This is a genomic window from Kitasatospora sp. NPDC056800, from assembly GCF_042789775.1.
Classification (GTDB): Bacteria; Actinomycetota; Actinomycetes; order Streptomycetales; family Streptomycetaceae; genus Kitasatospora.
Genome location: NZ_JBHUAL010000047.1, coordinates 13,907 through 38,109, shown reverse-complemented (window position 1 = coordinate 38,109; position 24,203 = coordinate 13,907). Strand labels below are relative to the sequence as shown.

22 protein-coding genes are annotated in these 24,203 nt (G+C 74.8%); 10 read left to right on the top strand and 12 right to left on the bottom strand.

Going from position 1 to position 24,203, the window contains the following annotated elements:
- Positions 1-52 precede the first annotated feature (52 nt).
- On the top strand, positions 53-682 hold the full coding sequence (locus ACFRQN_RS13630; RefSeq protein ID WP_049658472.1) for an HAD family hydrolase: 630 nt from the start codon (positions 53-55) through the stop codon (positions 680-682).
- A 45-nt stretch (positions 683-727) separates the two neighbouring features.
- Here the strand turns inward: ACFRQN_RS13630 and ACFRQN_RS13625 are convergent, their stop codons facing one another.
- Positions 728-967 (bottom strand): hypothetical protein, encoded by a 240-nt coding sequence (locus ACFRQN_RS13625; RefSeq protein WP_049658468.1) that lies wholly within the window; start codon positions 965-967, stop codon positions 728-730.
- Positions 968-1,437: 470 nt separating this feature from the next.
- Between ACFRQN_RS13625 and ACFRQN_RS13620 the strand changes: the two genes are divergently transcribed.
- A complete protein-coding gene (locus ACFRQN_RS13620; protein WP_049658465.1) occupies positions 1,438-1,821 on the top strand; it encodes a cold-shock protein in 384 nt (127 codons plus the stop codon).
- Between the two features lie 49 nt (positions 1,822-1,870).
- Here ACFRQN_RS13620 and ACFRQN_RS13615 read toward each other — a convergent pair whose 3' ends face one another.
- From ACFRQN_RS13615 to ACFRQN_RS13600, 4 genes are all read right to left on the bottom strand, one after another.
- Complete coding sequence (locus ACFRQN_RS13615) at positions 1,871-2,722, bottom strand: 1,4-dihydroxy-6-naphthoate synthase (protein ID WP_079272738.1); 852 nt, start codon at positions 2,720-2,722, stop codon at positions 1,871-1,873.
- Positions 2,723-2,733: 11 nt separating this feature from the next.
- The gene (locus tag ACFRQN_RS13610) at positions 2,734-3,483 is read right to left on the bottom strand and encodes a futalosine hydrolase (RefSeq protein WP_380740370.1); all 750 of its coding nucleotides are present in this window, start codon (positions 3,481-3,483) and stop codon (positions 2,734-2,736) included.
- Between the two features lie 10 nt (positions 3,484-3,493).
- Positions 3,494-4,024, bottom strand: coding sequence for a hypothetical protein (locus ACFRQN_RS13605; RefSeq protein WP_049659504.1), 531 nt, complete (start codon positions 4,022-4,024; stop codon positions 3,494-3,496).
- Positions 4,025-4,097: 73 nt separating this feature from the next.
- Positions 4,098-5,450 carry an MFS transporter gene (locus ACFRQN_RS13600; RefSeq protein ID WP_049659510.1) on the bottom strand — a complete coding sequence of 451 codons (1,353 nt, stop codon included), beginning with the start codon at positions 5,448-5,450 and terminating at the stop codon, positions 4,098-4,100.
- 572 nt (positions 5,451-6,022) lie between these two features.
- Between ACFRQN_RS13600 and ACFRQN_RS13595 the strand changes: the two genes are divergently transcribed.
- Both ACFRQN_RS13595 and ACFRQN_RS13590 read left to right on the top strand, forming a co-directional pair.
- Complete coding sequence (locus tag ACFRQN_RS13595) at positions 6,023-6,904, top strand: DUF3027 domain-containing protein (RefSeq protein WP_049659506.1); 882 nt, start codon at positions 6,023-6,025, stop codon at positions 6,902-6,904.
- A 225-nt stretch (positions 6,905-7,129) separates the two neighbouring features.
- Positions 7,130-10,426: a sacsin N-terminal ATP-binding-like domain-containing protein gene (locus tag ACFRQN_RS13590; RefSeq protein WP_380740368.1), complete on the top strand. Its 3,297-nt coding sequence runs from the start codon at positions 7,130-7,132 to the stop codon at positions 10,424-10,426.
- Here ACFRQN_RS13590 and ACFRQN_RS13585 read toward each other — a convergent pair.
- The 3 genes from ACFRQN_RS13585 to ACFRQN_RS13575 all read right to left on the bottom strand — a co-directional run bounded on the left by ACFRQN_RS13585 (position 10,390) and on the right by ACFRQN_RS13575 (position 13,574).
- On the bottom strand, positions 10,390-10,659 hold the full coding sequence (locus ACFRQN_RS13585; RefSeq protein WP_049655012.1) for a hypothetical protein: 270 nt from the start codon (positions 10,657-10,659) through the stop codon (positions 10,390-10,392). The genes ACFRQN_RS13590 and ACFRQN_RS13585 overlap by 37 nt on opposite strands.
- 79 nt (positions 10,660-10,738) lie before the next feature.
- Complete coding sequence (locus tag ACFRQN_RS13580) at positions 10,739-13,198, bottom strand: HAD-IC family P-type ATPase (RefSeq protein ID WP_380740366.1); 2,460 nt, start codon at positions 13,196-13,198, stop codon at positions 10,739-10,741.
- A 52-nt stretch (positions 13,199-13,250) separates the two neighbouring features.
- Entirely contained in the window at positions 13,251-13,574 is a 324-nt protein-coding gene (locus ACFRQN_RS13575) for a DUF2530 domain-containing protein (RefSeq protein WP_074005466.1), read from the bottom strand.
- Between the two features lie 176 nt (positions 13,575-13,750).
- Here ACFRQN_RS13575 and ACFRQN_RS13570 point away from each other — a divergent pair, with 176 nt between their 5' ends.
- Both ACFRQN_RS13570 and ACFRQN_RS13565 read left to right on the top strand, forming a co-directional pair.
- Positions 13,751-15,211, top strand: coding sequence for an NCS2 family permease (locus ACFRQN_RS13570; RefSeq protein ID WP_049655021.1), 1,461 nt, complete (start codon positions 13,751-13,753; stop codon positions 15,209-15,211).
- Positions 15,212-15,406: 195 nt separating this feature from the next.
- Entirely contained in the window at positions 15,407-15,865 is a 459-nt protein-coding gene (locus ACFRQN_RS13565) for a ricin-type beta-trefoil lectin domain protein (protein WP_375876451.1), read from the top strand.
- Positions 15,866-15,948: 83 nt separating this feature from the next.
- On the opposite strand, the gene ACFRQN_RS13560 is transcribed toward ACFRQN_RS13565, so the two are convergent.
- Complete coding sequence (locus ACFRQN_RS13560) at positions 15,949-16,398, bottom strand: VOC family protein (protein WP_380740364.1); 450 nt, start codon at positions 16,396-16,398, stop codon at positions 15,949-15,951.
- A gap of 131 nt (positions 16,399-16,529) precedes the next feature.
- Here ACFRQN_RS13560 and ACFRQN_RS13555 point away from each other — a divergent pair, with 131 nt between their 5' ends.
- Both ACFRQN_RS13555 and ACFRQN_RS13550 read left to right on the top strand, forming a co-directional pair.
- Positions 16,530-17,453: a DUF4231 domain-containing protein gene (locus tag ACFRQN_RS13555; RefSeq protein ID WP_049655027.1), complete on the top strand. Its 924-nt coding sequence runs from the start codon at positions 16,530-16,532 to the stop codon at positions 17,451-17,453.
- 203 nt (positions 17,454-17,656) lie between these two features.
- On the top strand, positions 17,657-19,375 hold the full coding sequence (locus ACFRQN_RS13550) for a hydrogenase maturation protein (protein WP_380740362.1): 1,719 nt from the start codon (positions 17,657-17,659) through the stop codon (positions 19,373-19,375).
- Positions 19,376-19,564: 189 nt separating this feature from the next.
- Here the strand turns inward: ACFRQN_RS13550 and ACFRQN_RS13545 are convergent, their stop codons facing one another.
- Positions 19,565-20,413, bottom strand: coding sequence for an MHYT domain-containing protein (locus ACFRQN_RS13545; RefSeq protein WP_380740360.1), 849 nt, complete (start codon positions 20,411-20,413; stop codon positions 19,565-19,567).
- Positions 20,414-20,696: 283 nt separating this feature from the next.
- Positions 20,697-21,191 (bottom strand): VOC family protein, encoded by a 495-nt coding sequence (locus ACFRQN_RS13540; RefSeq protein ID WP_234348557.1) that lies wholly within the window; start codon positions 21,189-21,191, stop codon positions 20,697-20,699.
- Positions 21,192-21,314: 123 nt separating this feature from the next.
- On the opposite strand from ACFRQN_RS13540, the gene ACFRQN_RS13535 reads away from it, so the two are divergent.
- Both ACFRQN_RS13535 and ACFRQN_RS13530 read left to right on the top strand, forming a co-directional pair.
- A complete protein-coding gene (locus tag ACFRQN_RS13535) occupies positions 21,315-21,749 on the top strand; it encodes a MarR family winged helix-turn-helix transcriptional regulator (RefSeq protein WP_030235202.1) in 435 nt (144 codons plus the stop codon).
- Positions 21,750-22,077: 328 nt separating this feature from the next.
- Entirely contained in the window at positions 22,078-23,595 is a 1,518-nt protein-coding gene (locus ACFRQN_RS13530) for an MFS transporter (protein WP_380740358.1), read from the top strand.
- Between the two features lie 75 nt (positions 23,596-23,670).
- Here ACFRQN_RS13530 and ACFRQN_RS13525 read toward each other — a convergent pair whose 3' ends face one another.
- Positions 23,671-24,189 carry a GNAT family N-acetyltransferase gene (locus tag ACFRQN_RS13525; protein WP_082345996.1) on the bottom strand — a complete coding sequence of 173 codons (519 nt, stop codon included), beginning with the start codon at positions 24,187-24,189 and terminating at the stop codon, positions 23,671-23,673.
- Positions 24,190-24,203 lie beyond the last annotated feature (14 nt).

Sequence of the window (24,203 nt, the reverse complement as noted above, 5' to 3'; positions counted from 1 at the left end):
GCCCGGGCAAATCGCCTCGTGGCCCGGGGCACCCGTTGGGTAGCCTGGCGGCATGCCCGCGACCTCACCCGCCCCGCTCACCGTCGGCTTCGACCTCGACATGACGCTGCTGGACACCCGGCCGGGTATCCGCGCCACCTACCTGGCGCTCTCCGCCGAGACCGGCACCCCCATCGACGCCGACCTGGTGGTCACCCGGCTCGGCCCGCCGCTGCTGGACGAGATCCGCAACTGGTTCCCGGAGCACGAGGTGGAGCGGGCCGTCACCCGCTACCGCGAGCTCTACCGCGACCACGCCTTCGCCCCGACCGTGGCCCTGCCCGGCGCCCACGCCGCCGTCGAGGCGGTCCGCGCCCACGGCGGCCGGGTCGCGGTGATCACCGGCAAGTACGAGCCGAACGCCCGCCTCCACCTGGAGCACGCCGGGCTGGCCGCGGACACCGTGATCGGCGACCTGTGGGCGGAGACCAAGGGCGACGCGCTGCGCGAGCACGGCGCGAGCGTCTACGTCGGCGACCACCTCGGCGACATCCGCGGGGCCCGGCACGCCGACGCCCTCGCGGTCTGCGTGCCCACCGGCCCGTACAGCGCGCGGGAGCTCCACGAGGCGGGCGCGGACGTGGTGCTGGACGACCTCACCGGCTTCCCGGACTGGCTCGCCGGGCACCTGGCCGACCGCTAGGGCGGGCCCCGGAGCAGGCCCGCGGGCCTCAGGAGTCGGAGGGCCTCAGGACTCGACCGGCTCGATCCGGCGGCGCTGGGCCCGCGCGTTCAGCAGCAGTCCGGTCAGCGCGGCCAGGAAGCCGGCCGGCATCAGCATGCTCAGCCAGTACGCGGCCGTCGGCAGCGGCGTCAGGTGCAGGAACAGCGGGACGAAGGTGACCAGGGTGGCGAGCGCGCCGAGACCGAAGACGATCACCCCGGCCTTGACGTACACGTCGCCGGGGTCGGCGCTCTGGCTGCTCACGTCTGCTCACTCCTACGGGCCGGTCGGAACTGCCCCCAGTCTGGCAGAGCGGCCGCCGGGGAGGCCCACCGGAGCGGGCCGGTCACGTTGCGCAGTTTCCCGGCAGCTGAACGTTTTGATCCCTGTTGAGCGGGGGTATGCACGGGGTGCCGAGGGGCGCTACAGGTGCGCCCCGCGTCCTCAGACCCGGGGGTGTGAGCCGATGGACCGCGCGGAGCCGCGCCCCGGCCGTGCCAGTGCCGGGTCGCCCGTGACCGCGAGATCCCGTTCCCGCCGCCCCCACCGGGCCTCGGAACGCGGGTCCCTCGCGGAACGCGGATGAGGCAGTGACGGACGGTTAGTCTGCTCCTGACCGCGTGCCGGCCACGAGCGCCCACGGGCGCCGAGCCGAGGTCGGCCGCCTTTCCCCACCACCCAGTGATCCCCGGCCAGGGCCGGGATCCCTCACACCCATTCGAGGACTGTTCGAGATGCCCACCGGCCAGGTCAAGTGGTTCAACGAGACGAAGGGCTTCGGCTTCCTGTCGCGCGACGACGGCGGGGACGTCTTCGTCCACACCAAGGCGCTGCCCGACGGTGTCACGTCGCTGAAGCCGGGTCAGCGGGTCGAGTTCGGCGTGGTCGCCGGCCACCGCGGGGACCAGGCGATGGCCGTGCAGCTGCTGGACGCACTGCCCTCGGTGGCCGCCGCCCAGCGGCGGAGCGCCGACGACATGGCGCCGATCGTCCAGGACCTGATCACCACGCTGGACGCGGTGCTGCCCGGCCTCCAGCGCGGGCGCTACCCCGCCAAGCCGACCGGCCAGAAGCTGGCCGGCCTGCTGCGCGCGGTGGCCGACAACTTCGACGTCTGACAGGGAGCCGGACAGCCCTGGAGCCGGAACGCGCTGAAGTCGGAACGCTCTAGAACGCCAGCGCACCCGGGTCGAGCGGGGGCACCAGCCCCTCCGCGGCGGCCCGGGTGAGCAGCGCGCGGACGGCCGCGTAGCCCTCCTCGCCGAGGTCCTCGGTGAACTCGGTGACGTACAGACCGATGTGCTGCTCGGCGACGTCCAGGTCCATCTCCTGGGCGTGCGCCAGCACGTACCCGCGGCTCGCGGCCGGGTCCGCCCAGGCCTGCCGGACGGAGGAGCGGATCGCGTCGGCGATCTCCCGCAGCCGCTCGGCGCCGAGCGAGCGCCGGGCGACGATCGCGCCCAGCGGGATCGGCAGGCCGGTCTCCCGCTCCCAGGCCTCGCCCATGTCGGCCAGGCTGTGCAGGCCGTACTGCTGGTACGTGAAGCGGGCCTCGTGGATGACCAGGCCGGCGTCCACCCGGCCGTCCCGGACGGCGGGCATGATCTCGTGGAACGGCAGGACGACGATCTCGCCGAAGCCGCCCGGCACCGCCTTCGCCGCCCAGAGCCGGAACAGCAGGTAGGCGGTGGAGCGCTCGGAGGGCACCGCGACGGTCTTCCCGGCCAGGTCGGCGGGGGAGTCCACGCCCGGCAGGGTGAGCACCAGCGGGCCGCAGCCGCGGCCCAGCGCGCCGCCGCAGGGCAGCAGGGCGTACTGCTCCAGGACCCAGGGCAGCGCGCCGTAGCTGATCTTCAGCACGTCCAGCTCGCCGCGCTCGGCCTGCCCGTTGGTGATGTCGATGTCGGCGAAGGTCACCTCGGGGGCGTCCGCCCCGGGCACCAGACCGTGCGCCCAGGCGTGGAAGACGAAGGTGTCGTTCGGGCAGGGCGAGTACGCGATGCTCAGCCGTTCAGCCACGGCCGGCCTCCTCAATCGGTTCGTGGAGCGGATGCCAGCTCGTGGACGGGCAGGGCGGCGAAGGCCCGTTCCAGGGCGGCCAGGGCCTCGCCGATCCGCCAGGCGGCCCGGTCGCGCGGGCCCACCGGGTTGGACACGGTGCGCAGTTCGAGGGCCGGCACGCCGTACCGGGCGGCGGCCTCGGCCACGCCGAAGCCCTCCATCGCCTCGGCGACGGCGCCCGGGTGGCGGGCGGCCAGCGCGGCGGCGCGCTCGGCGCTGCCGGTGACGGTGGAGACGGTCAGCACCGGGCCGGTCACGGCGTCCAGCGCCCGCGCGGCCAGCGCGACGGCGGCCGGCGGCGGGGTGTGCCGGACGGTGCCGAAGCCCAGCTCGGTGACGTCGGCGAAGCCCTCGGGGGTCTCGGCGCCGAGGTCCGCGGCCACGATCGCGTCGGCCAGCACGGTGGCGCCGACCGGGGCGAGCGGGGCGAAGCCGCCGGCGATCCCGGCCGAGACGGCCAGGGTGTACGGGTGGGCCGCCAGCGCGGTGGCGGCGGCGGCCGCGGCGGCGGCCGGGCCGACCCCGGCGGCCAGCACGTCCACCGGCACCGCCAGGGCCCGGTGCAGCGTGCCGCCGGGCAGCGGCAGCGCGGCGGACCCGCCGGGCAGGCCGCGCAGCACCGCCTCGGCCTCGGCGGCGACCGCGACGACGACGAGCAGCCGGGCCCCCGCGGGGTCCGACCGCTCGCCTCGGCCGTCGGCGACGGCATGCGCGGTCATCGCGGGACCGTCAGCTGTCCTGGGTGTTCAGCTGGAAGTACCAGACGGCGATCGGGGCCTCCTGGTTCGGGTCGCCCTCGACCACGGTCACCACGGTCTTGCCGCTGGAGTTCAGCAGCTTGCCCGCGGCCTGGGCGCCGGACCAGGTCTGGCCCTTGGCGGCCGAGAACAGGCTGTAGCGCCCGCCCTGGTTGGCCGAGCCGCCGTTGGTGAAGGCCCACCAGCCCGTGTCGGCCACGTTCGGCGAGACGCCGACGCCGACCCGGTCGCTGCCCACGACGTCCGAGGAGGGCAGCGAGCCGTCCTTCAGCGCCTTGGTCGCGTCCTCCTGGCACTGCTGCTGCTGGTCCTCGGTGAGCGGGCTGCCGCCGTTCCAGCACAGCGGCTGCGCGACGACCGAGGAGTTGCCCACCGTGAGCGTGGCCTGGTGGGAGATGTGCTCGGTCTGGCCGGCGGCGATGGCGACGGAGGTGCCCACCGTGGCGGCGCCGACCACGACGACGGCGCCGAGGGCGGCGATGGCACGGGAATTGAGGCTCATGCGTCAGAATCTACCGGGCCGGGCCGATCACGCGACGCGGGGGTAGGCACCGCGTGTTGCCGCACCGCCCCGTTCAGGCCACCCGGGGGGTCGCCGGGTGCCGCCGCAGGCCCACCCGGAAGAGCGAGCGGAGCGTCCACAGCAGCGCCAGGCCGACCACCCCGGCGGCGATCGACAGGCCCAGCTCCCCGTTCAGCGGCAGCAGGATGCCGACCGCGCCGCCGGCCACCCAGGACACCTGCATCAGGGTCTCCGACCGGGCGAACGCCGAGGTCCGCACCGCCTCCGGGACGTCCCGCTGGATCAGCGCGTCCAGCGCCAGCTTGCCCAGCGAGGCCGCCATCCCGGCCACCCCGGCGACCAGAACCACCGTCACCACGCCGTACCAGAGCGCGGCCGCCGCCGTCACGCAGGTCGCCAGCAGCAGCATCGCGGCGACCGTCGCCTCCGGGCCCCGGGTGCGCAGCCAGGAGCCGAGCACCGAGCCCAGCGCGTTGCCCGTCCCGGCCGCCAGCGCCACCAGGCCCAGCGCCACCGTCGGCCGCAGCCCGCCGATCGGCTCCTCCCGCAGCAGGAAGGCCAGGAACATCACCAGGAAGCCGACCAGCCACTTCATCGCCGACATCGCCCGCAGCGCCAGGATCACCGAGGGGCCGACCGTGCGCAGCGAGGCCTTGACCGGCGGCGGCCGGTGGTGGATCAGGTGCGAGCCCTCGCCGTGCACCTCGGCGTGCAGGACGGCCCGCTGCTCGCCCTTGGCGGAGTCCACCGTGGGCGGCAGGTGGAAGGCCATCAGGGTGCCGACGACGAACACCAGGAAGGCGCCGCGCAGCGGCCAGCCGGGCCCGATCAGGTGCAGCAGCCCGCCCACCGCGGCGGCCACGCCGGTGGCCAGCAGCCCGGCCAGGGTGACCCGGGAGTTCGCCTTCACCAGGGACAGCCGGCTCGGCAGCAGCCGGGGCACCACCACGCTGCGCACCACCCCGTACGCCTTGGACGCGACCAGCACGCCGAGCGCCTCCGGGTAGAGCGCGATGCCGCCGCCGGCGATCACCCCGGCCATCGTCCAGGCCAGCACGGCGCGGGCCAGCATGGCCATCGCCATGGCCGCCCGGCGGCCGTGCGGGAGGCGGTCCAGCAGCGGGCCGACCACCGGGGCCAGGAGGGCGAACGGGGCCATCGTGATCAGCAGGTAGAGCGCGACCCGGCCGCGGGCCTCGCCGGTGGGCACCGAGAAGAAGATGGTGGACGCCAGCGCGATGGTGATCAGCATGTCGCCGAAGGAGTTGAGCGCGTGCAGCTCGATCAGCTTGGCGAGGCCGGACTCGCCCGCGCCCTCGGCGGCGGTGGCCCGGCGGATCCGCCGGCCGGTGCCGTGCACCACCTTGCCGGTGCGGGAGCCGGCGGCGGAGGCGGTGCGGACCAGGAAGTGCCGGCGGGGCTCGGGGACCTCGTCCCCGAACTCGTCCTCGTCCCCGTGCCCGTCCGGCTGCCGCGCGGTCCGGTCGGGGGCTCCCGGCGTCTCCGGGGCCTCGTTCCCGGGCCGGTCCGGGGGGCCGGCGGGCGCCTCGGGGCCGTCCGCCGGCTGCGGTTCGTCCGCGCCGGGGACCGGGGGCTGCTGTCGCGGCACGGCGTCCGCCTGGTCGGGGCTGCCGGCCTGCGGGGCGCGCAGTGCGTGCTGCGACGGGTCGTGGTCCGCCACAAGCCCATCCTGCCCCAGAAACGCCGAGCCGACGCGGGACCGGACTCCGCTCGGCGCGGCCCCGGAGCGGCCGTGTCCGCCCCGGACTGTGCCGGGGCACCGGCCGACGGGTAGCCTGCCCAAGGTCGACCCGCCGGAGCGCCGGGGCGCCGGCAGGCCGGTCGAGCGGCGCGGCCGGTACCCGAGGGGGCTCCCGGTCGCGCAGAATGGACGAGGGACACCGAGCCGCGACGGAACAGGCAACACGCCGTGGGCGACAGAAGAACTGGGAGAGAATCGACGCCGTGAGTGCTGCGATGCGAAGCCGTACCCCCGACCGGCTCTGTGCCGAGGCCGTCGAACTCGCCCGCCAGGCCGCCGAGGAGGCCGTCGGTGCGGAGGCCGTCGGGCCGCACCTGGGCGTCCAGGCCGACGCCGACCGCGTCGTCACCCACACCTTCGAGTGCCTGGACGCGGCCTACCGCGGCTGGCACTGGGCGGTCACGGTCGCCCGCGCCCCGCGCGCCAAGAACGTGACCCTGGACGAGGTCGTGCTGCTGCCGGGCGCCGACGCGGTGCTCGCCCCCGAGTGGGTGCCGTGGAGCGACCGGCTGCGCCCCGGCGACATGGGCCCGGGCGACCTGCTGCCCACCGGCGCCGACGACCTGCGGCTGGAGCCCGGCTGGACCGGCGAGGACGAGCCGGCGCCGAACTCCGCGGTCGCCCTGGTGGACGACGAGGACCTGGTCGTCACCGACCCGCACGTCCAGCCCGCTCCGGCCCGCGCCCGGATCAACGCCGTCGCCGAGGAGCTGGGCCTCGGCCGCAGCCGGGTGCTCTCCCGGCTCGGCCTGCACCTGGCCGCCGAGCGCTGGGAGAAGTCCCACGGCCCGCAGACCCCGATGGCGCAGGCCGCCCCGGCCTCGTGCGCGAGCTGCGGCTTCCTGGTGCCGATCGGCGGCTCGCTCGGGCAGGCCTTCGGCGTGTGCGGCAACGAGTTCGGTCCGGCCGACGGCCAGATCGTCTCCTTCGCGTACGGCTGCGGCGGGCACTCCGAGGCGGCCGTCATCCCGGCTCCGCCGGCGCCGTCCGAGCTGATCCTGGACGAGCTGGTGGTCGAGCCGCTGCCGCTGCACCCGGACCGTGCCTCCGGTTCCGTCGAGCCCGACGGCCCGGCCGAGGAGCTCGGCCACTCCTGAGCCCCGGGCCTTCCCTCGGGTCTGTCTTCCGCGGCCCGCACTGGTCACCGACCGGTGCGGGCCGCGGTGCTGTCCGGACGGTTCCGCGCGGCTCCGGGCGGGAGGCGGAAGGCGCCGTCGGCGCCGTCCCGGGGCCGACGCCGGCGGGGTCCGTGGTCGGGAGCAGTCGGTGGGGCAGGGAAGAATGCCCTACGACGAACAGGGCAGCGGAAGGTGGCAGGTCCAGTGGAACCTCGGATCATCGGCAGCGGCACGGACGAGCACCTCGCGGACCCCTTCGGGAGCGCCGCGCTGCGCCGGCGGGTGCTGGACGCCTGGGCCGCCTCGCCGTCCCGGTTCCGGGAGGACGCCAACGCCGAGGAGGAGCTGGCGCTCGGCGGCTACCGGGACCGCCTGGTGGTCGAGTTGGCGCAGAACGCGGCCGACGCCGCGGTCCGGGCCGGCCACGGCCCCGGCCGGCTGCGGCTGACCCTCGCCGACGGCGTGCTCGCCGCCGCCAACACCGGCGCCCCGCTGGACGCGGCCGCCGTCGAGTCGCTGTCCACCCTGCGCGCCTCCTCCAAGCGCGGCGAGGCGCCCGCCGTGGGCCGGTTCGGGGTCGGCTTCGCCGCCGTCCTCGCGGTCACCGACGAGCCCGCCGTGCTGGGCGCCGGCGGCGGGGTGCGCTGGTCGCTCGGCGAGGCCCGGTCGCTGGCCGGGGCCCAGCCCGAGCTGGCCGAGGAGCTGCGCCGCCGGGACGGCCACGTGCCGCTGCTGCGGCTGCCGTTCGCGGCCGAGGGCACCGCCCCGGAGGGCTACGACACGGTGGTCGTGCTGCCGCTGCGGGACGCCGCCGCCGAGGACCTGACCCGCCGTCTGCTGGCCGGGATCGACGACGCGCTGCTGCTCACCCTGCCCGGCCTGCGCGAGGTCGTGGTGGAGACCCCGGACGGCGTCCGGACGCTCACCCGGGACGCCGCCGAGACCCGCCCGGACGGGGTCACCGAGGTCACCGTCACCGACGACGCGGACGGCCGGCCGCGGCGGACGGTCTGGCAGACCGCCGGCGCCTCCGGCACGCTCGCCGCCGAGCTGCTGGCCGACCGGCCCACCGAGGAGCGCGCCCGCCCGTACTGGACGGTGACCTGGGCCGTCCCGGTCGGCGAGGACGGCGCCCCGCAGCGGCCCCGGATCGCCTCCGTGCTGCACGCGCCCACCCCCAGCGACGAGCCGGTCGGCCTGCCCGCGCTGCTGATCGCCTCCTACCCGCTGGACTCCACCCGCCGGCACGTCGCCCCCGGCCCGCTGGCCGACTTCCTCACCGAGCGGGCCGCCGACAGCTACGCCGAGCTGTTGCGCGCCCGCGGCGCCGACCTCGGCTCGCTCGGCCTCGTCCCGGCCCCGCTCGGCCAGGGCGCGCTGGACAACGCGCTGCGCGCCGGGGTGCTCTCCCGGCTGCCCGACACGCCGTTCCTGCCGCACCCGGCGCCGGTCGAGGAGGGCACGCCCGCGCTGCGGCCCCGGGACGCGACGCTGCTGGAGGGCGCGGACGGCTCGGTGGTCGAGGCGCTCTCGCCGATCTTCCCCGGGCTGCTGCCGGCCGGCCTGGAGCGCCGTACCGAGCTGCGGGTGCTGAACGTGCGCCGGGTGCCGCTGGCCGAGGTGGTGGACCAGCTCGGCGGCCTGGACCGCGAGCCCGCCTGGTGGCGCAACCTGTACGCGGCGCTCGGCGCGGCCGACCCGGAGGCGCTCGGCGCGCTGCCCGTCCCGCTCGCCGACGGGCGGACGGTCACCGGGCCGCGGCGCGTCCTGCTGCCCTCCGAGGACGCCGACTGGGCGGCCTTCCCCGGCTACCCCGGGTCGCTCGCGGGCGCGCTCGCGGCGCTCGACCTGCGGCTGGCCCACCCCGAGGCCGCCCACCCGCTGCTGGCCAGGCTCGGCGCCGGCACCGCCACCCCGGCCGGGGTGCTGGACACCCCCGAGGCGCGGGCCGCCGTCGCCCGCTCCTACGAGCTGGCCGAGGACGACCTCGACGCGGCGCTCGAACTCGCCGACGCCGTCCTGGCGTTGGTGAAGGCCGCCGCCCCGGAGCCGGGCGCCCACCCCTGGCTGGCCCGGCTGGCGCTGCTCGACGACGAGGGCGAGCCCGCCCGGGCCGGCGAACTCGTGCTGCCCGGGAGCCCGTTCGCCGCGCTCGCCCGCGAGGAGGACGCCGGCTGGGTGGACGACGAGCTGCTGGAGCGCTGGGGGTCCGAGGTGCTCGCCGCGGTCGGCGTGCTGGCCGACTTCGTGCTGGTGCGCGCCGAGGACGTGGTGCTCGACCCGGACGACCTGGAGCGGCTCGACCCGACCGTCCCGGCCGACCGCGCGGCCGGCGGCCACCCCACCGGCCTGCTGGACGAGGCGCCGGACGGGCTCGCCGAGTGGGCCGAGGACGCGCTGGAGGCGCTGCAGGCCGACGAGGCGGTCGGCGTCCCGCCGGTCGCCGCCGAGCTGCTGGCCGTGCGCGACCTCGACCTGGTGGACGACGACGCCTGGCCGGAGGCGCTCGCCGCGCTGGCCCGCCCGCCGTACCGGGAGGCCGTGGTCGGCCCGGTGCGCACCCTGCTGCCGGACGGCTCGTACGCCGACCTGCCGCCGTACACCGCCTGGTGGCTGCGCGACCACCCGGTGCTGGCGGGCCGTGAGCCGGCCGGCCTGCGCGCCGCCGGGGCCGACCCGCTGCTGCGCGGCCTGTACGACGAGGCCCGCACCACCCTGGACGAGCAGTTCCTGCACGCGCTCGGGGTGCGCACCACGCTGGCCGCGCTGCTCGCCGAGCCGCACGGGCCGGACGAGGTGCTGGACCGGATGACCGACCCGGACGCCGAGGTCGGCCACCGCCAGCTGCACGGCATCCACACCGCGCTGGCCCGGGTGGACCGCGAGCGGATCGAGCCGCTGGACGTGGTGCGGGCGCTGCCGCCGATGGACCCGGACACCGGGCGCCGGCCGGCCCACACCGTGGTGGTGGACGCCACCGAGGCGGTCGTCGCCGACGCCCCCGACCTGGTCCAGCTGCTGCACCCGTACCCGCTGCTGCCGGTCGCCCCGGCGCTGGCCGCCGACCTCGCCGAGCGGCTGCACGTGTCGCTGGCCAGCGAGGTGGCGGGCGGCCGGGTGCTCTCCGAGGGCGTGCTGCACCGGGTCCCGGCGGTGGTGCGGGAGCTGCTGCCCGGCTGCCCGGTCGCCTACGAGGAGCACGAGGAGCTGCTGGTCGTCGGGCCGGACGGCGGCGAGGCGGCGGTGGACTGGCGCTGGGACACCGGGGCGGACACCCCGGAGCCGCCGTACGACCCGGAGCTGGCCGAGGCCGGCGACGAGGACGACGAGTTCGAGGTCCCGCCGGTGCCCGGCCTGCTGCACGCGGCGACCCCGGAGGGCCTCGCCGCAGGGCTGGCCTGGTCGGTCGGGCAGTGGCACCGCCGCTTCGAGGTGCTGGCCGCGCTCAGCGAGCCCGACCGCGCCTACGAGCTCTCGGCCGCCCGGGACTTCGAGGGCTGAGCCCCGCGGCGCGCACCGGTCGGCCGGTCGGTGCGCGCCCGCAGCCGCCGGTAGACGGCGGTGGTGGCGGTCAGCCAGACCGCGCCGAGCGTCACCAGCGCGGCGGTCCGCAGTGCCGGTGTGGGCCGGACGGTCAGCCCGACGCCCGCCATCGCCAGGGCGGCCAGTCCGGCCGCCGCCAAGCCGCCCAGGAAGGCGATGAACGCCTCCAGGTCCCCGCCCCTGCGTGCCATTCGGCACCCCCTTCCGGGGCCATCATCGGGTGTGCGCGGGGGGCTTGTCACGCGGTGGCGCGGCTAGCCGGCGGCTCCGTCACTCCATGCCGCGGCGCTTCATCACGCGCCAGGCGATCTCCAGGGCGATGCCGCAGACCACCGCGACGGCGACGCCCGTCAGCGGGTCGCGGTAGCCGACCAGCGAGAGGTCGAAGAACGACTTCAGCGGGGGCACCAGCAGGACCAGGGCGAAGGCGCCGCCCATGGCGCCGATCAGCAGCAGCCGCCACCAGTTGTACGGGCGGGCGACGATGGCGAGGACCCAGATGGCGATCAGGAAGAGTGTCAGGGTGGCCACGCTGGTGTCGGCCTTGAGGTCGGTCGCGTGGTCGGTGCGGGCGAGCGTGTAGGCGACGAAGGTGCCGGTGCCGGCGATGGCGCCGCCGGGGACCGCCAGCCGCAGCACGCGCTTCACGAAGCCGGTGCGGGCCCGCTCGTTGTTGGGGGCGAGGGCGAGGAAGAAGGCCGGGATGCCGATGGTCAGCGAGGACAGCACGGTGGAGTGCCGGGGCAGGAACGGGTACGGCGAGTGGGTGAAGATCACCAGGAGCGCCAGCAGGACCGAGTAGACGGTCTTCACCAGGAAGAGTGAGGCGACCCGCTCGATGTTGCCGATCACCCGGCGGCCCTCGGCCACCACCGACGGCAGCGAGGCGAAGGAGTCGTTCAGCAGCACGATCTGGGCGACCGCCTTGGTGGCGTCGGAGCCGGTGCCCATCGCCACGCCGATGTCGGCGTCCTTGAGCGCGAGCACGTCGTTGACGCCGTCTCCGGTCATCGCCACGGTGTGGCCGCGGGACTGCAGCGCCCCGACCAGCTGGCGCTTCTGCTGGGGGGTGACCCGGCCGAAGACGCTGGTCCGGTCGGCGGTCTCGGCGAGCTGCTCCGGGTCGGTGGGCAGGGAGCGGGCGTCCAGCGGGTGGTCGGCGCCGGGCAGGCCCAGGTGGCCGGCCACCGCGCCGACCGAGACCGCCGAGTCGCCGGAGATGACCTTGGCCCGGACCCGCTGGCCCTCGAAGTAGCGCAGGGTCTCGGCGGCGTCCGAGCGCAGCCGCTGCTGGAGCACCACCAGGGCGAGCGGGGTGAGGCCGGCCGCCGGGTCGGGGGAGTCCAGCGGGACGGGGGTGCGGCCCAGCAGCAGCACCCGCAGGCCCTGGGCGCCCAGTTCGTCCACCTCGGCCAGGGCCGGGTGCCCGGCGGGCAGCAGCACGTCGGGCGCGCCGAGCAGCCAGCTGGCCTCGCCGCCCTGCGGCTCCAGCAGCTGCACGCCGCTCCACTTGCGGGCGGAGGAGAAGGGCATCGCCTCGATCACCCGCCAGCCGTTGCGGCCGGAGGCGGCGCCGTCGTCGCCGCGCCCGTACGCGTCGATGACCGCCTGCATGGACGGGTTGGGGCGGGCGTCGGCGCCGGCCATCACGGCCAGCGCGTGCCGGACGGTGTCCTTGTCGACGGCGGCGGGCTCACCGTCGGAGAGCACCCGCAGGTCGACCACGTCCATGCCGCCCTCGGTGAGGGTGCCGGTCTTGTCCAGGCAGACGGTGTCCACCCGGGCCAGGCCCTCGATCGCCGGGAGCTCCTGGACCAGGCACTGCTTGCGGCCGAGCCGGACCACGCCGATCGCGAAGGCGACCGAGGTCAGCAGCACCAGACCCTCGGGGACCATCGGCACGATGCCGGCCACCATGCGCCGGACGGCCTCGCGCCAGTCCCGGCCCTCGACGGCCAGCTGGCTGATGATCAGGCCGAGGGCGGTGGGGACCAAGAGGTAGGTGATGATCCGCAGGATGCTGTCGATGCCGGTGCGCAGCTCCGACTTCACCAGGGTGAACTTGCTGGCCTCCTCGGCGAGCTGGGCCGCGTAGGCCTCGCGGCCGACCTTGGTGGCGGTGAACGCGCCGGCGCCGGCCACCACGAAGCTGCCGGACATCACCTGGTCGCCGGGTTGCTTGAGGACCGGGTCGGGTTCGCCGGTGAGCAGCGACTCGTCGATCTCCAGGCCGTCCGCCTCGGTGACCTCGCCGTCCACGATCACCTTGTCGCCGATGCCGAGCAGCACGGTGTCGTCGAGGACGATCTCGGAGACGCCGACCTGCCGGGCGGCGCCGTCCCGGCGGACCTGCGGGCGGGCCTCGCCGATCAGGGCCAGGCTGTCCAGGGTCTTCTTGGCGCGCAGTTCCTGGATGATGCCGATCGCCGTGTTGGCCACGATGACCAGGCCGAACAGGCCGTCCTGGATCGGACCGACGATCAGGATGATCCCGAACATCACGCCGATGATCGCGTTGAAGCGGGTGAAGACGTTGGCGCGGACGATCTCCCGGGTGGACCGGCTGGACCGTACGGGGACGTCGTTGACCTGGCCCCGGGCGACCCGTTCGGCGACCTCGGCGGTGGTCAGGCCGCCGCGTCGGCCGGGCAGCAGGCCGAGGGGGTGGGCTCCGTCCGGGCGGTCTCCGTCGGCCGGCTGCTCTTCCGCCGGCTGGGCAGGCTGCGTCATGGCACCGACTCTACGGGCGCCTTATGTCCGGTGCGTGCTACTAAAGGACTATTCAGTCCGACCGGGTGGCCGGGTCCTGGCCGTCGTCGCCGGTCGTCCGTTCGGCCGTGTGCGCGGCCGCCTCGGCGGCTTCGGCGGCGCGGCCGCGGGCGATCGCGTCCCGCCGGGCGCGGCAGTACCAGAGGCCGATCAGGCCGAGCAGGCCGCCGGAGAGGCAGATCCACGGCCAGGTGCCGTGGCCGTGCGCCGAGAGGCTGCCCTGGAAGGGGAGCAGGGCGAGGAAGGCGATGAACCACAGCACCGTGCCGCCGCCGACGATGGCGACGTCGTTGGCCTCCAGCGGAGGGGGCGAGGGGTGCAGTGGCGTCTTGGGCATGGGGCCTAGCGTACGGTGCGGTGGGGCGGCTGTGCGGGTGCCGTGACCCCGCGCGGGCTCTACGCGCGAAGATAGCGCGTGTGCGATCGGGAAACGATACTTGAGGCCCTGCGCCCGGCCACCGTCGCCCCGGGCGTTCCCACCCCCTCCTCAGCTCCCCCACAGAGGACGCACGCATGCCTGTGGTCCAGCCGACCACCGAGTCGCCCGAACCCGCCGACGCCGCGCCGCAGCCCCCCACGAGCGCCGTCGACCGCTTCTTCCGGATCAGCGAGCGGGGCTCCACCCTGCCGCGCGAGATCCGCGGCGGTGTCGCCACCTTCTTCACCATGGCGTACATCCTGGTGCTGAACCCGATCATCCTGGCCAGCGGCACGGACGTCACCGGGGCTCACCTGAACAGCGCCCAGCTGGTCACCGCCACCGCCCTCACCGCGGGTCTCACCACCCTGCTGATGGGCGTCATCGGCAACGTCCCGATCGGCCTGGCCGCCGGACTCGGCGTCAACACGATCGTGGCGCTCCAGCTCGCCCCCAAGATGACCTGGCCGGACGCCATGGGCATGGTCGTGCTGGCCGGTTTCGCGATCATGCTGCTGGTCGCCACCGGGCTGCGCGAGCGGGTCATGAACGCCGTCCCGCTCGGCCTGCGCAAGGCCATCGCGATCGGTATCGGCCTGTTCATCAGCCTGGTCGGCCTGGTCGACTCCGGCTTCGTCAGCCGCATCCCGGACGCCGCCCACACCACCGTCCCGCTCCAGCTCGGCGGCAACGGGCACCTGCTCGGCTTCCCGGTGCTGATCTTCGTGATCGGCCTGGTGCTCACCCTGGTCCTGCTGATCCGCAAGGTGCCCGGCGCCATCCTGATCAGCATCGCGGTCTCCACCGCGCTCGCCGCGGTCATCGACAAGGTGGCCGACGTCCCGGCGCTCAAGTGGGGCCTCACCGTCCCGACCTGGCCGGGCAACCCGGTCTCCGCGCCGGACTTCGGCCTGGTCGGCAAGGTCAGCCTGTTCGGCGGCTTCGAGAAGGTCGGCGTGCTGACCGGCCTGCTGTTCGTCTTCACCGTGCTGATGTCCTGCTTCTTCGACGCGATGGGCACCATCCTCGGCGTGGCCGACGAGGCCCACCTGCTGGACGAGAAGGGCGACCTGCCCGGCATCAACAAGGTCCTGATGGTCGACGGCATCGCCACCGCGGCCGGCGGCGCCACCTCGGCCTCCGCCAACACCTGCTTCGTCGAGTCCACCGCCGGCGTCGGCGAGGGCGCCCGGACCGGCTTCGCCTCGATCGTCACCGGCCTGCTCTTCGTGGTGGCGCTCTTCCTCACCCCGCTCGCCACCATGGTCCCGGCCCAGGCCGCCACCCCGGCCCTGATCACCGTCGGCTTCCTGATCCTGGCCAACTCGATCAAGGAGATCGACTGGGCCGACTACACGATCGCGATCCCGGCCTTCCTGACCATCGTGATGATGCCGTTCACCTACAGCATCACCAACGGCATCGGCATGGGCTTCATCGCCTTCTGCGTGCTGCGCCTGGCCGCCGGCCGCGGCCGCGAGGTCCCCGTCCCCATGTACGCGGTGGCGTCGGTCTTCGCCTTCTACTACCTGATGCCGGCCTTCGGCCTGCTCTGACGGCCCCGGCCGGTTCTCCGACGGCCCCGTCCTCCCGCTCGGGAGGGCGGGGCCGTCGGCGTTCGCCGCAGCGGGGCTTCACACCTTCGGGTTGTTCTGCGGACGGGACGGTCGTGGCGCCTTGCCGGCGAGGGAGGTTCCCGGGTAGGGGCGCGGACCCATGACCGCGTACCCATGACCTGAAAGGAACCAGTCGTGAGCCGTACAACGGCTGCCGCGGTGATCGGCGGCGCAGTCCTCGCTCTGACCATGACGACGGCCCCGGCCGCCTCGGCGCAGCCCGAGGGCCGGGTCGGGCAGATCCAGAACCTCCACTTCGGGCGGTGTCTCGCGGTGAACCCCGACCAGACCGTCGGGCTGGGCCCGTGCGTCCCCGTGCCGCCGTTCCTCTGGGACGTCCCGCGCGAAGGGACGGGGCAGATCCGCAGCCTCGCGGCGAACGCGTGCCTGACGGACGTGGACACCAGCAACCCGTGGGGCCACGCCGTACTCCTCCCGTGCACCGGCGACCTGCGCCAGGTGTGGGAGACCTTCGACTACGACGGTCCGTTCATCAAGAACGTCCTCACCGGCCGGTACCTGAAGGCCAACGACTCCGAGGGCGTCTACGTCGGCAGTCGGACCGGGTCCCACCCGGAGTGGGCCGTCCTCTGACGGACGGCGCCGGGCCGTGCCCGTGGGGCCGGCGGTGGTCGGGCAGTCGACCGCCGCCGGCCCCTTCGCGCGCCGGGGGCGGGTCAGTGGACGCAGAACTCGTTGCCCTCGGGATCCTGCATGACCGTCCAGGCGCCGCCGGGCTCGTCGACGTGGCGGAGGGTGGTGGCGCCGAGGGCGGTGAGGCGGGCGACGGTGGCCTCGCGCTCGCCCGGGCCGGGGTGGACGTCGAGGTGCAGGCGGTTCTTGCCCTGCCGGGGCTCGGGGACGGCCTGGAACAGGACGCGGCGGCCGAGGCCGGTGTCCGAGGCGGGGTCGAACGGGTCCTCGGGGTGGCGGACGGCGGCCAGGGAGCGCCAGGCCGGGTGGCCGTCCACCTCGGTGAGGGACTCCGGGCCGACCGCGCCGGCGGCGAGCAGTCGGGTGATCAGCGCGCCGTGGTCCTCCGGCGTGTACTCCAGGGCGGCGGCCCAGAAGGCGGCCTGGCGGTGCGGGTCGGCGCAGTCGATGACGAGCTTCCAGTGCAGCGGCATGTAACCGTTTCTACCGGTTACCCGGGGGTCGGGCAATGGCCGGCCGTCAGAAGTTGTCAAAAAGGCGCCCGTGTAGGCCAGTTGGCGGTGGGAATACTGGCTGGACGGAGAAGGGGGAGGGGACTCGACCGATGGTGCAACAGGATCCGCCGGGGGGCGTCGAGGCGCAGCTGCTGCCGGAGCTGTTCTGGACGACGGACAAGGCCTCGCTGGACGGCCAGCGGGAGACGCTGCGCTGGTACCGCGGCCTGATCGCGATGCTGGTGGTCGCCGCCGTGATCGGGTCGTTCCCCGACCCGGACGACAAGAACGCCCTCGACATCTGGCCGCTGTTCTCGGTCGCCGCCTTCCTGGTGGCCGGCTACTTCTGGTCCCGGCTGCGCCGCGGCAACCCGCAGGGCCGCTGGTACCAGGCCCGGGCGGCGGCCGAGTCGGTCAAGACGCTGGCCTGGAAGTACACCGTCCGGGCCCGGCCGTTCGACGGTGCGGCCGAGTCCGAGGACACCGACCGCGGCTACCTGCTCCAGGTCGAGGACGTGCTGCGGGCCTTCGAGGACCCGGAGATCGTGCCGCCCGGCAGCGTCGCCGAGATCACCCCGGAGATGCGCCGGCAGCGCGCCGAGAGCCTGACCGCCCGGCGCACGCTCTACCTGCGCACCCGGGTCGAGGGCCAGCGCACCTGGTACCGCTCCCGGGCCGAGGCCTGCGACTCGCAGGCGGTCTCCTGGGGGCTCGGCGTCGCGGTGCTGATCATCGTCGGTGCGGCGGCGGCCATCGCCCAGGCCACCGGCGCGCTGCCGGTGCACGTCTTCGGCGCCACCTCGGCCGCGGCCGCGGCGATCATCGCCTGGACGCAGCTCAAGCAGCTCGGCCCGCTGGCCGCCGCCTACCAACTGGCCGCGCGGGAGCTGGAGAACGTCGGCAACCAGCTGTCCGACCTCGACCTCAAGGCGCCGGACGCCGAGGCCCGTTGGGCCCGGCTGGCCGCCGAGGCGGAGGACGCGGTCTCCCGGGAGCACACCACCTGGCGGGCCCGCCGGGCGTTCCCGCGCTGAGCCGGGCTCGCGGGACGGGCGGGGGCGGGAGCGGCGCAGACTACTCGACCGGAGCGGGGACTTGGGGAGATCCGGCGAAACGCGGGGTGCGGGTGTGCGGGGTGCGTGAGAGTAGGGCGTCCAGGTGCGGACCGTAATCGTTACGTGTCCATGCCCTGGTTTCATCGCCTGCGCGCGACCCCAGTTCCCGCCGGAGGCCCTCCTTGCGCATTCTCCTGATCGCCAGCGCGTTCAACAGCCTGACCCAGCGCGTCCACACCGGGCTGCGTGAGCGCGGCCACCAGGTCGCCGTCCAACTCGCCCTCGGTGACGAGCAGATGAGGGCGGCGGTGGTCCGCACCGACCCCGAGCTGATCATCTGTCCGATGCTCACCAAGGCCGTCCCGCAGGACATCTGGTCGACCCGGACCGTCCTGATCGTCCACCCGGGGCCCAAGGGCGACCGCGGCCCCTCCTCGCTCGACTGGGCGATCACCGAGGGGGCCGAGCGCTGGGGCGTCACCGTGCTGCAGGCCGTCGAGGAGATGGACGCCGGCGACATCTGGGCGTCCGTCGAGTTCCCCGTCCCGGCCTGCGGCAAGAGCGAGTTGTACCGGGGCGAGCTCGCCGACGCCGCCGTCGAGGCCGTCCTGCTGGCCGTCCAGCGGTACGAGGGCGGGCTGTTCACCCCCGAACCGCTGGACTACGCCCGGCCGGACGTGCACGGCGAACCGCGGCCCCCGCTGCGCCAGGAGGCCCGCCGGATCGACTGGGAGCGGGACGACACCGCCACCGTGCTGCGCAGGCTGCGCGCCGCCGACTCCCAGCCCGGCGTGCTGGACGAGCTGTACGGACGGGAGTTCTTCCTGCACGGCGGCCACCCCGAGGACGAGCTGCGCGGCCCGGTGCCGGGCGCCGTGCTGGCCACCCGGGACGGCGCCATCTGCCGGGCCACCGTGGACGGCGCGGTGTGGATACCGCAGCTGCGCCCGCGCCGCACCCCCGGCGGGCCGGCCACCTTCAAGCTGCCGGCCGCCACGGTGCTCGCCGACGAGCTGTACCGGGTCCGCGAGGTGCCGGTGAGCCCGGAGCGGGCGAGCGGCCGGGACACCTGGTCGGAGCTGCGCTACCACGAGGAGGGCGAGGTCGGGTTCCTCGAATTCGCCTACGCGGGCGGGGCGATGAGCACCGACCAGTGCCGCCGGCTGCTCGCCGCCTACCGGGAGGCGGCCGAGCGGCCGACCTCGGTGCTGGTGCTCGGCGCGCCCCGGGACTTCTTCTCCAACGGGATCCACCTCAACGTCATCCAGGGCGCGGCCTTCCCGGCGCTGGAGTCCTGGGAGAACATCAACGCGATGGACGACGTCGTCGAGGCGGTGCTGACCACGACGGACAAGGTGACGGTGGTGGCCCTGGCCGGGAACGCGGCGGCCGGCGGGCTGATGGCGGCGCTCGCCGCCGACGAGGTGTGGTGCCGGGACTCGGCGGTGCTCAACCCGCACTACCGGCTGATGGGCCTGTACGGCTCCGAGTACTGGACGTACACCCTGCCCCGCCGGGTCGGCGCCGAGCAGGCCGGGCGGCTCACCGCCGAGGCGCTGCCGGTCGGCGCGGACCACGCCCGCCGGATCGGCCTGGTGGACCGTACGGTCGGCGGGGACGCGGCCGGGTTCCGCCGCTGGGTGGCCCGGGAGGCGGCCCGGATCGCCGCCTCGCCGGAGCTCACCGGGCGGCTGGTGGACAAGAAGCGCCGCCGCGCGGCCGACGAGGAGGCCAAGCCGCTGGCCGAGTACCGGGCGGAGGAACTGCGCCGGATGCACGCCGACTTCTACCGGGCGGGCGAGCCGTACCACGCGCTGCGGCGGGACTTCGTGCACAAGGTCTGCCCGGTGGCCACGCCGGAGCACGTGGCGGGGCTGCTCGGGCGGCCGGCTCAGTCGTAGGCGGACCGCGTAGCGGTACGCGGCCCGCGCGGTCGTAACGGCCCGCGCGGGCACAGGGGTTCGCGCGGGCCGGCCGAGCTGCGGCAGGTCGCGCGTCGTACGGGGAGGGCAGGAGCGGGACGGGCGGCGCCCGGCCGGGGTGGGGGGCCCGGCCGGACGCCCGCTCGGGCCCCGCTCCCGTACCCGGCGTCAGTGCCGGGCCGCCCCGTCCAGCGGCTGTCGCCGCTGCGGGACGAACTGGCCGTCCGGGTCGCCCGGGGTGCGCGCGGCCCGCGGGGGCAGCGGGGCGGCCGGACCGGCCAGCAGGGGTTGGGAGTCGGGTCGGCTCGGGGAGACGGCGAAGGCCAGCGAGCCGAAGAACACGTAGCAGCCGAGCCCGACCCCGAGCGGGAAGATGAACTGGAGCGCCATCACGCCGCCTTCGGTGGAGCGCGAGAAGTCCAGCTGGACGGAGAGCGCCGCCATGCCGGTGTAGTGCATCGCGCAGACCGCCACGCCCATCACCGGCGCCGCCGCCAGGACGGCGAGCGTGCCCCGGATGTTCAGCGCGGCCCAGAGCGCGGCGGTGGCGGCGACCACGGCGATGGCCACCGAGGCCGCCACGACGGTCCGGTCGTAGCCGAGCCGGCCGGGCAGGACCATCGCGGCCATGCCCAGGTAGTGCATCGCGGCGACCCCGAGGCCGGTGGTCAGCCCGCCGACCAGCAGGGCCGGGGCGCGGCGGCGCCAGTACCCGACGGTGAAGAGTCCGATGCCGACCACGGCGACGGCGACCAGCAGGCTGAGCACGGTGAGCAGGGGCCGGTAGCTGATCTCGGCACCGGTCACGGAGAAGCCGAGCATCGCGATGAAGTGCATCGACCAGATCCCGGCGCCGAGCGAGGTGGAGGCGAACAGCAGCCAGACGACCCGGGTGCGGCCCTGGGAGACGAGCGCCCAGCGGGCGCTGCGCAGCGCGACGAAGGCGCCGAGGCAGGCGACGAAGTACGAGACCGCCGGGGTCACCCAGCCGTGGTCGGCATGGTGGATCGCACCCAAGAGAGCTCCCTGGACGAGGGTTGAGGGCACCGGGGCGCGGGAGGGCGCGGCTGGTCGGGGAAGGCGCGCGGCGAACGGGCACCGGAGCGGGAACGCCGTCCCGCGGGGAGGAGCCTGGCGTGTGGTGCCCCTGACAAGGGGGAGATTAGCCATCGACCGGCAGTCGCACAATGTTCGCGTTTTTCGTGAAGTCCCAGGTCAGGATGGGCCTTTACGCGGCCTGCATGATCCCGGCACCAACCCCTGACACCGCCTGCGCACCGTCCCCGGCCGCCTTTGGTGCTTACTCCAAGGGGGCTAGCCCGAACGGGTGGCCGGCCGGGTCGATCAGCACCCGCAGCGTGCGGCCGTGCTGGTAGGCGGGCTCGGTGGCGCCGAGCGCGAGGGCCTTGGCGGTGGCCTCGTCCAGGTCGTCGACGTAGAAGTCGAGGTGGAAGTGCTTGCTGCCGTCCGGCTCCGTCCACGGCTCCGGCCGGTAGCCGGTCACCCGTCCGAAGCCCAGCGGGCTGCCGCCCTCGGGATTGTCCAGGATGGCGAAGTGGTCGTCCGCGTGCCTGGTCTCCCACCCCAGCAGTTCGCCGTAGAACGAGGCCAGTGCGACCGGGTCGGCGCAGTCGATGGTGACCATGGCGAGCCGGCCGAAGCCGGTGTCGGCGGGCCCGGTCGGCCCGGTCGGCTGGGGCTGCTCGGACGACCGGGGCCGGTCGGACCGTTCGGACGACTGCGGCCGTCCGGACGGCTCGGACCGCTCGGACCGCTCGGTGGCGAGGTCGGACATGGCAGGTCGGCCCTTCTGGGAGTCGAGAGCTGGGGCCCATCACCAATATGGCACCGGGGTGACCCTCCGGCACGGCGGCGGATCTCATTTTCCTTAGCGAGAGTAATGACGTAAGCTAAAGAGATGCCCGAGATGTCCGAGCAGGACCTCGCAGCGATCAGTCAGCTGCGATCGTCCACGATGCGCCTCTCCCGACGACTCAAACACCAGAGGGTGGAGGAGTCGCTGAGTCCCACCGAGATGGGAGTGCTGGGCACCCTCGCCCGGTGCGGGAAGGCGACGCCGGGTGAGCTCGCCCGGAAGGAGCACGTGCAGCCTCCTTCGATGACCAGGATCGTCGCGATGCTGGAGGAGAAGGGGCTGGTGCGGCGCGAACCGCACCCCGAGGACCGCCGACAGGTGGTCGTCAGCAGCACCGAGCAGGCCGAGACGATCCTCGCGGAGAGTCGTCGGCGCCGGAACGTCTGGCTCGCCGAGCTCGCCCAGGGGCTCGACGAGGAGGAGTGGGCCGTCCTCAGGGAGGCCGCGCCCGTGCTCTACAAGCTCGCACACCTGTAGCCGTACACCCGCGGTCCGTACGGCCGCAGCTCGTACACCTCTGAGGCACACCGACCCCGGCCGGCCGCCGGGAGAACAAGGAGCCCGCATCACCGCAGGACCGACCACCGACACCAGGAGCGCGGCGGCCCCCCCCCAGGCCCGCGCCCCCCCCGGGGGGGCCAAACGGACACCCCCCGCCCCCCCCCCCCCCCCCCCCCCCCCCCCCCACCCCCCCCCCCCCCCCCCCCCCCGCGGCCCCCCCCCCCCCCCCCCCCCCCCCCGCCCCCCCCCCCCCCGCCCCCCCCCCCCCCCCCCCCGGCCCCCCCCGCCGCGAGGGGAGACCAACGTGACACCGACGGCCGCAGCCAGCGCCGCCATCCGCACCGACGAGCCCACCACCGACCCCGCCGCGGCCAGTGCCGCGGCCGCCGAAGCCCAGGCACCCGCCCCCACGGGACTGCCCGGCAACGGCGACGACGACCCCGACGAACGCACCGCGGCGGACCCCGCCGCTCCCGGCCGATCCCGATCGGCCACATCTCCCACAGGCGCCCGCTTCACGAGGCCCGGGGGGATGTTCTCCTCCCTTCGCGTTCGCAACTACCGCTACTACTTCGCCGGCCAGGTGGTGTCCAACACCGGCACCTGGATGCAGCGCATCGCCCAGGACTGGCTGGTGCTGAGCCTCACCGGCAGCCCGCTCGCGGTCGGCATCACCACCGCCATGCAGTTCCTGCCGATGCTGCTGCTCGGACTGTTCGGCGGCGTGCTCGCCGACCGGATGCCCAAGCGCCGGCTGCTGATCTACACCCAGGGCGCGATGGGCCTGCTGGCCGCCGGCCTCGCGGTGCTGACCGTCGGCGGCGTGGTGACGCCGTACTACGTGTACGCCTTCGCGCTGCTGCTCGGCCTGGTCACCGTGGTGGACAACCCGACCCGGCAGGCCTTCGTCTCCGAGATGGTCGGCCCGAAGGACCTGGCCAACGCCGTCAGCCTGAACGCCGCCAACTTCCAGACCGCCCGGCTGGTCGGCCCCGCCGTCGCGGGCCTGCTGATCGCCGCGGTCGGCAGCGGCTGGGCGTTCGCCGTCAACGCGCTGTCCTTCGCCGCCGTGATCGGCGGGCTGCTCGCGATGCGGGAGTCCGAACTGCGCCCGACCGCGCCGATCGCCCGCGAGAAGGGGCAGTTGCGCGAGGGCCTGCGGTACGTCAGGGAGCGGCCCGAGCTGCTCTGGCCGATGGTGCTGGCCGGGTTCATCGGCACCTTCGGCTTCAACTTCCCGACGCTGCTCTCCGGTTTCGCGTACGACACCTTCAAGGTGGGCGCCGGCCAGTACGGCCTGCTGAACACCGCGATGGCGATCGGCTCGCTGGCGGGTGCGCTGCTCGCCGCCCGCCGGGGCGTGCCGCGGCTGCGCCGGCTGGTCGGCGCGGCGCTGGCCTTCGGAGCGCTGGAGGTGGTCGCCGCGTTCGCGCCCGACTACTGGACCTTCGCGCTGCTGCTGATGCTCATCGGGGTGTTCGGGCTGAGCTTCAACACCTCCGTCAACTCCATGCTGCAGTTGTCCACCGACCCCGAGATGCGCGGCCGGGTGATGGGCCTGCTGGTGCTGGTCTTCACCGGCGGCACGCCGATCGGCGCCCCGGTCGTCGGCTGGGTGACCGCCTCGTACGGGCCCCGGCTCGGCCTGCTGGCCTGCGGACTGGTCTCCGCGGCGGCGGCCGGCGCGGTCGGCCTGGTGCTGGCCCGCAGCGCGGACCTGCGGGTGCGGTTCGACCTGCACCCGGGCCGCGGCGGCCGGGTGGTGGCCTTCGTGCCGCGGACCGGTGCGGCGAGCAAGTCGGAGCTGGCGGCGGCCTGCTGATGCCGTGTCAGGCCCCCGGGGGCGCCCCGGGGGCCCGGATGGTTCAGGAGCCCGGACGGTTCAGGGGCGGACGGGTCAGAGCCGGATCTCCAGCACCTGGCCGGGCCAGAGGCCGTGCGGCTGCTCGACCTCGAACGTCACGGTCTCGGTGAAGCCGAGCGCCCGGTAGAGCCCGACCAGCTTGCGGTCGGCGCCGCCGTAGCAGTCCACCCGGAGCAGGCCGATGCCGCGCCGGCGGGCCTCCTCGATCGCGTCGGCGATCAGCGCGGCGCCGATGCCGGAGCCCTTGCGGGTGCGGTCGGTGACCAGGTTGCGGACGTACAGCTCGCGCTCGTCCACGGCGGGGATCCACCGGCCGCGGTCCTCGGAGACCACGCAGCAGCCGACCGTACGGCCGTCCTCGTCCACGGCGAGGCGGATCAGGAACGGCTCCTCGGCGTACGAGGAGACCTGGTCGATCCGGGCCTGGTTGGTGCTGAACGGCTGGTCGCCCCACTGGCCGGTACGGCCCTGGGCGGTCAGCCAGGAGACGGCGCCGTCGAGCAGGGACAGGATGTCGGGGACGTCCGCGGACCCCCCGTTGCGGATCTTCATGGAAGACCGTTCTA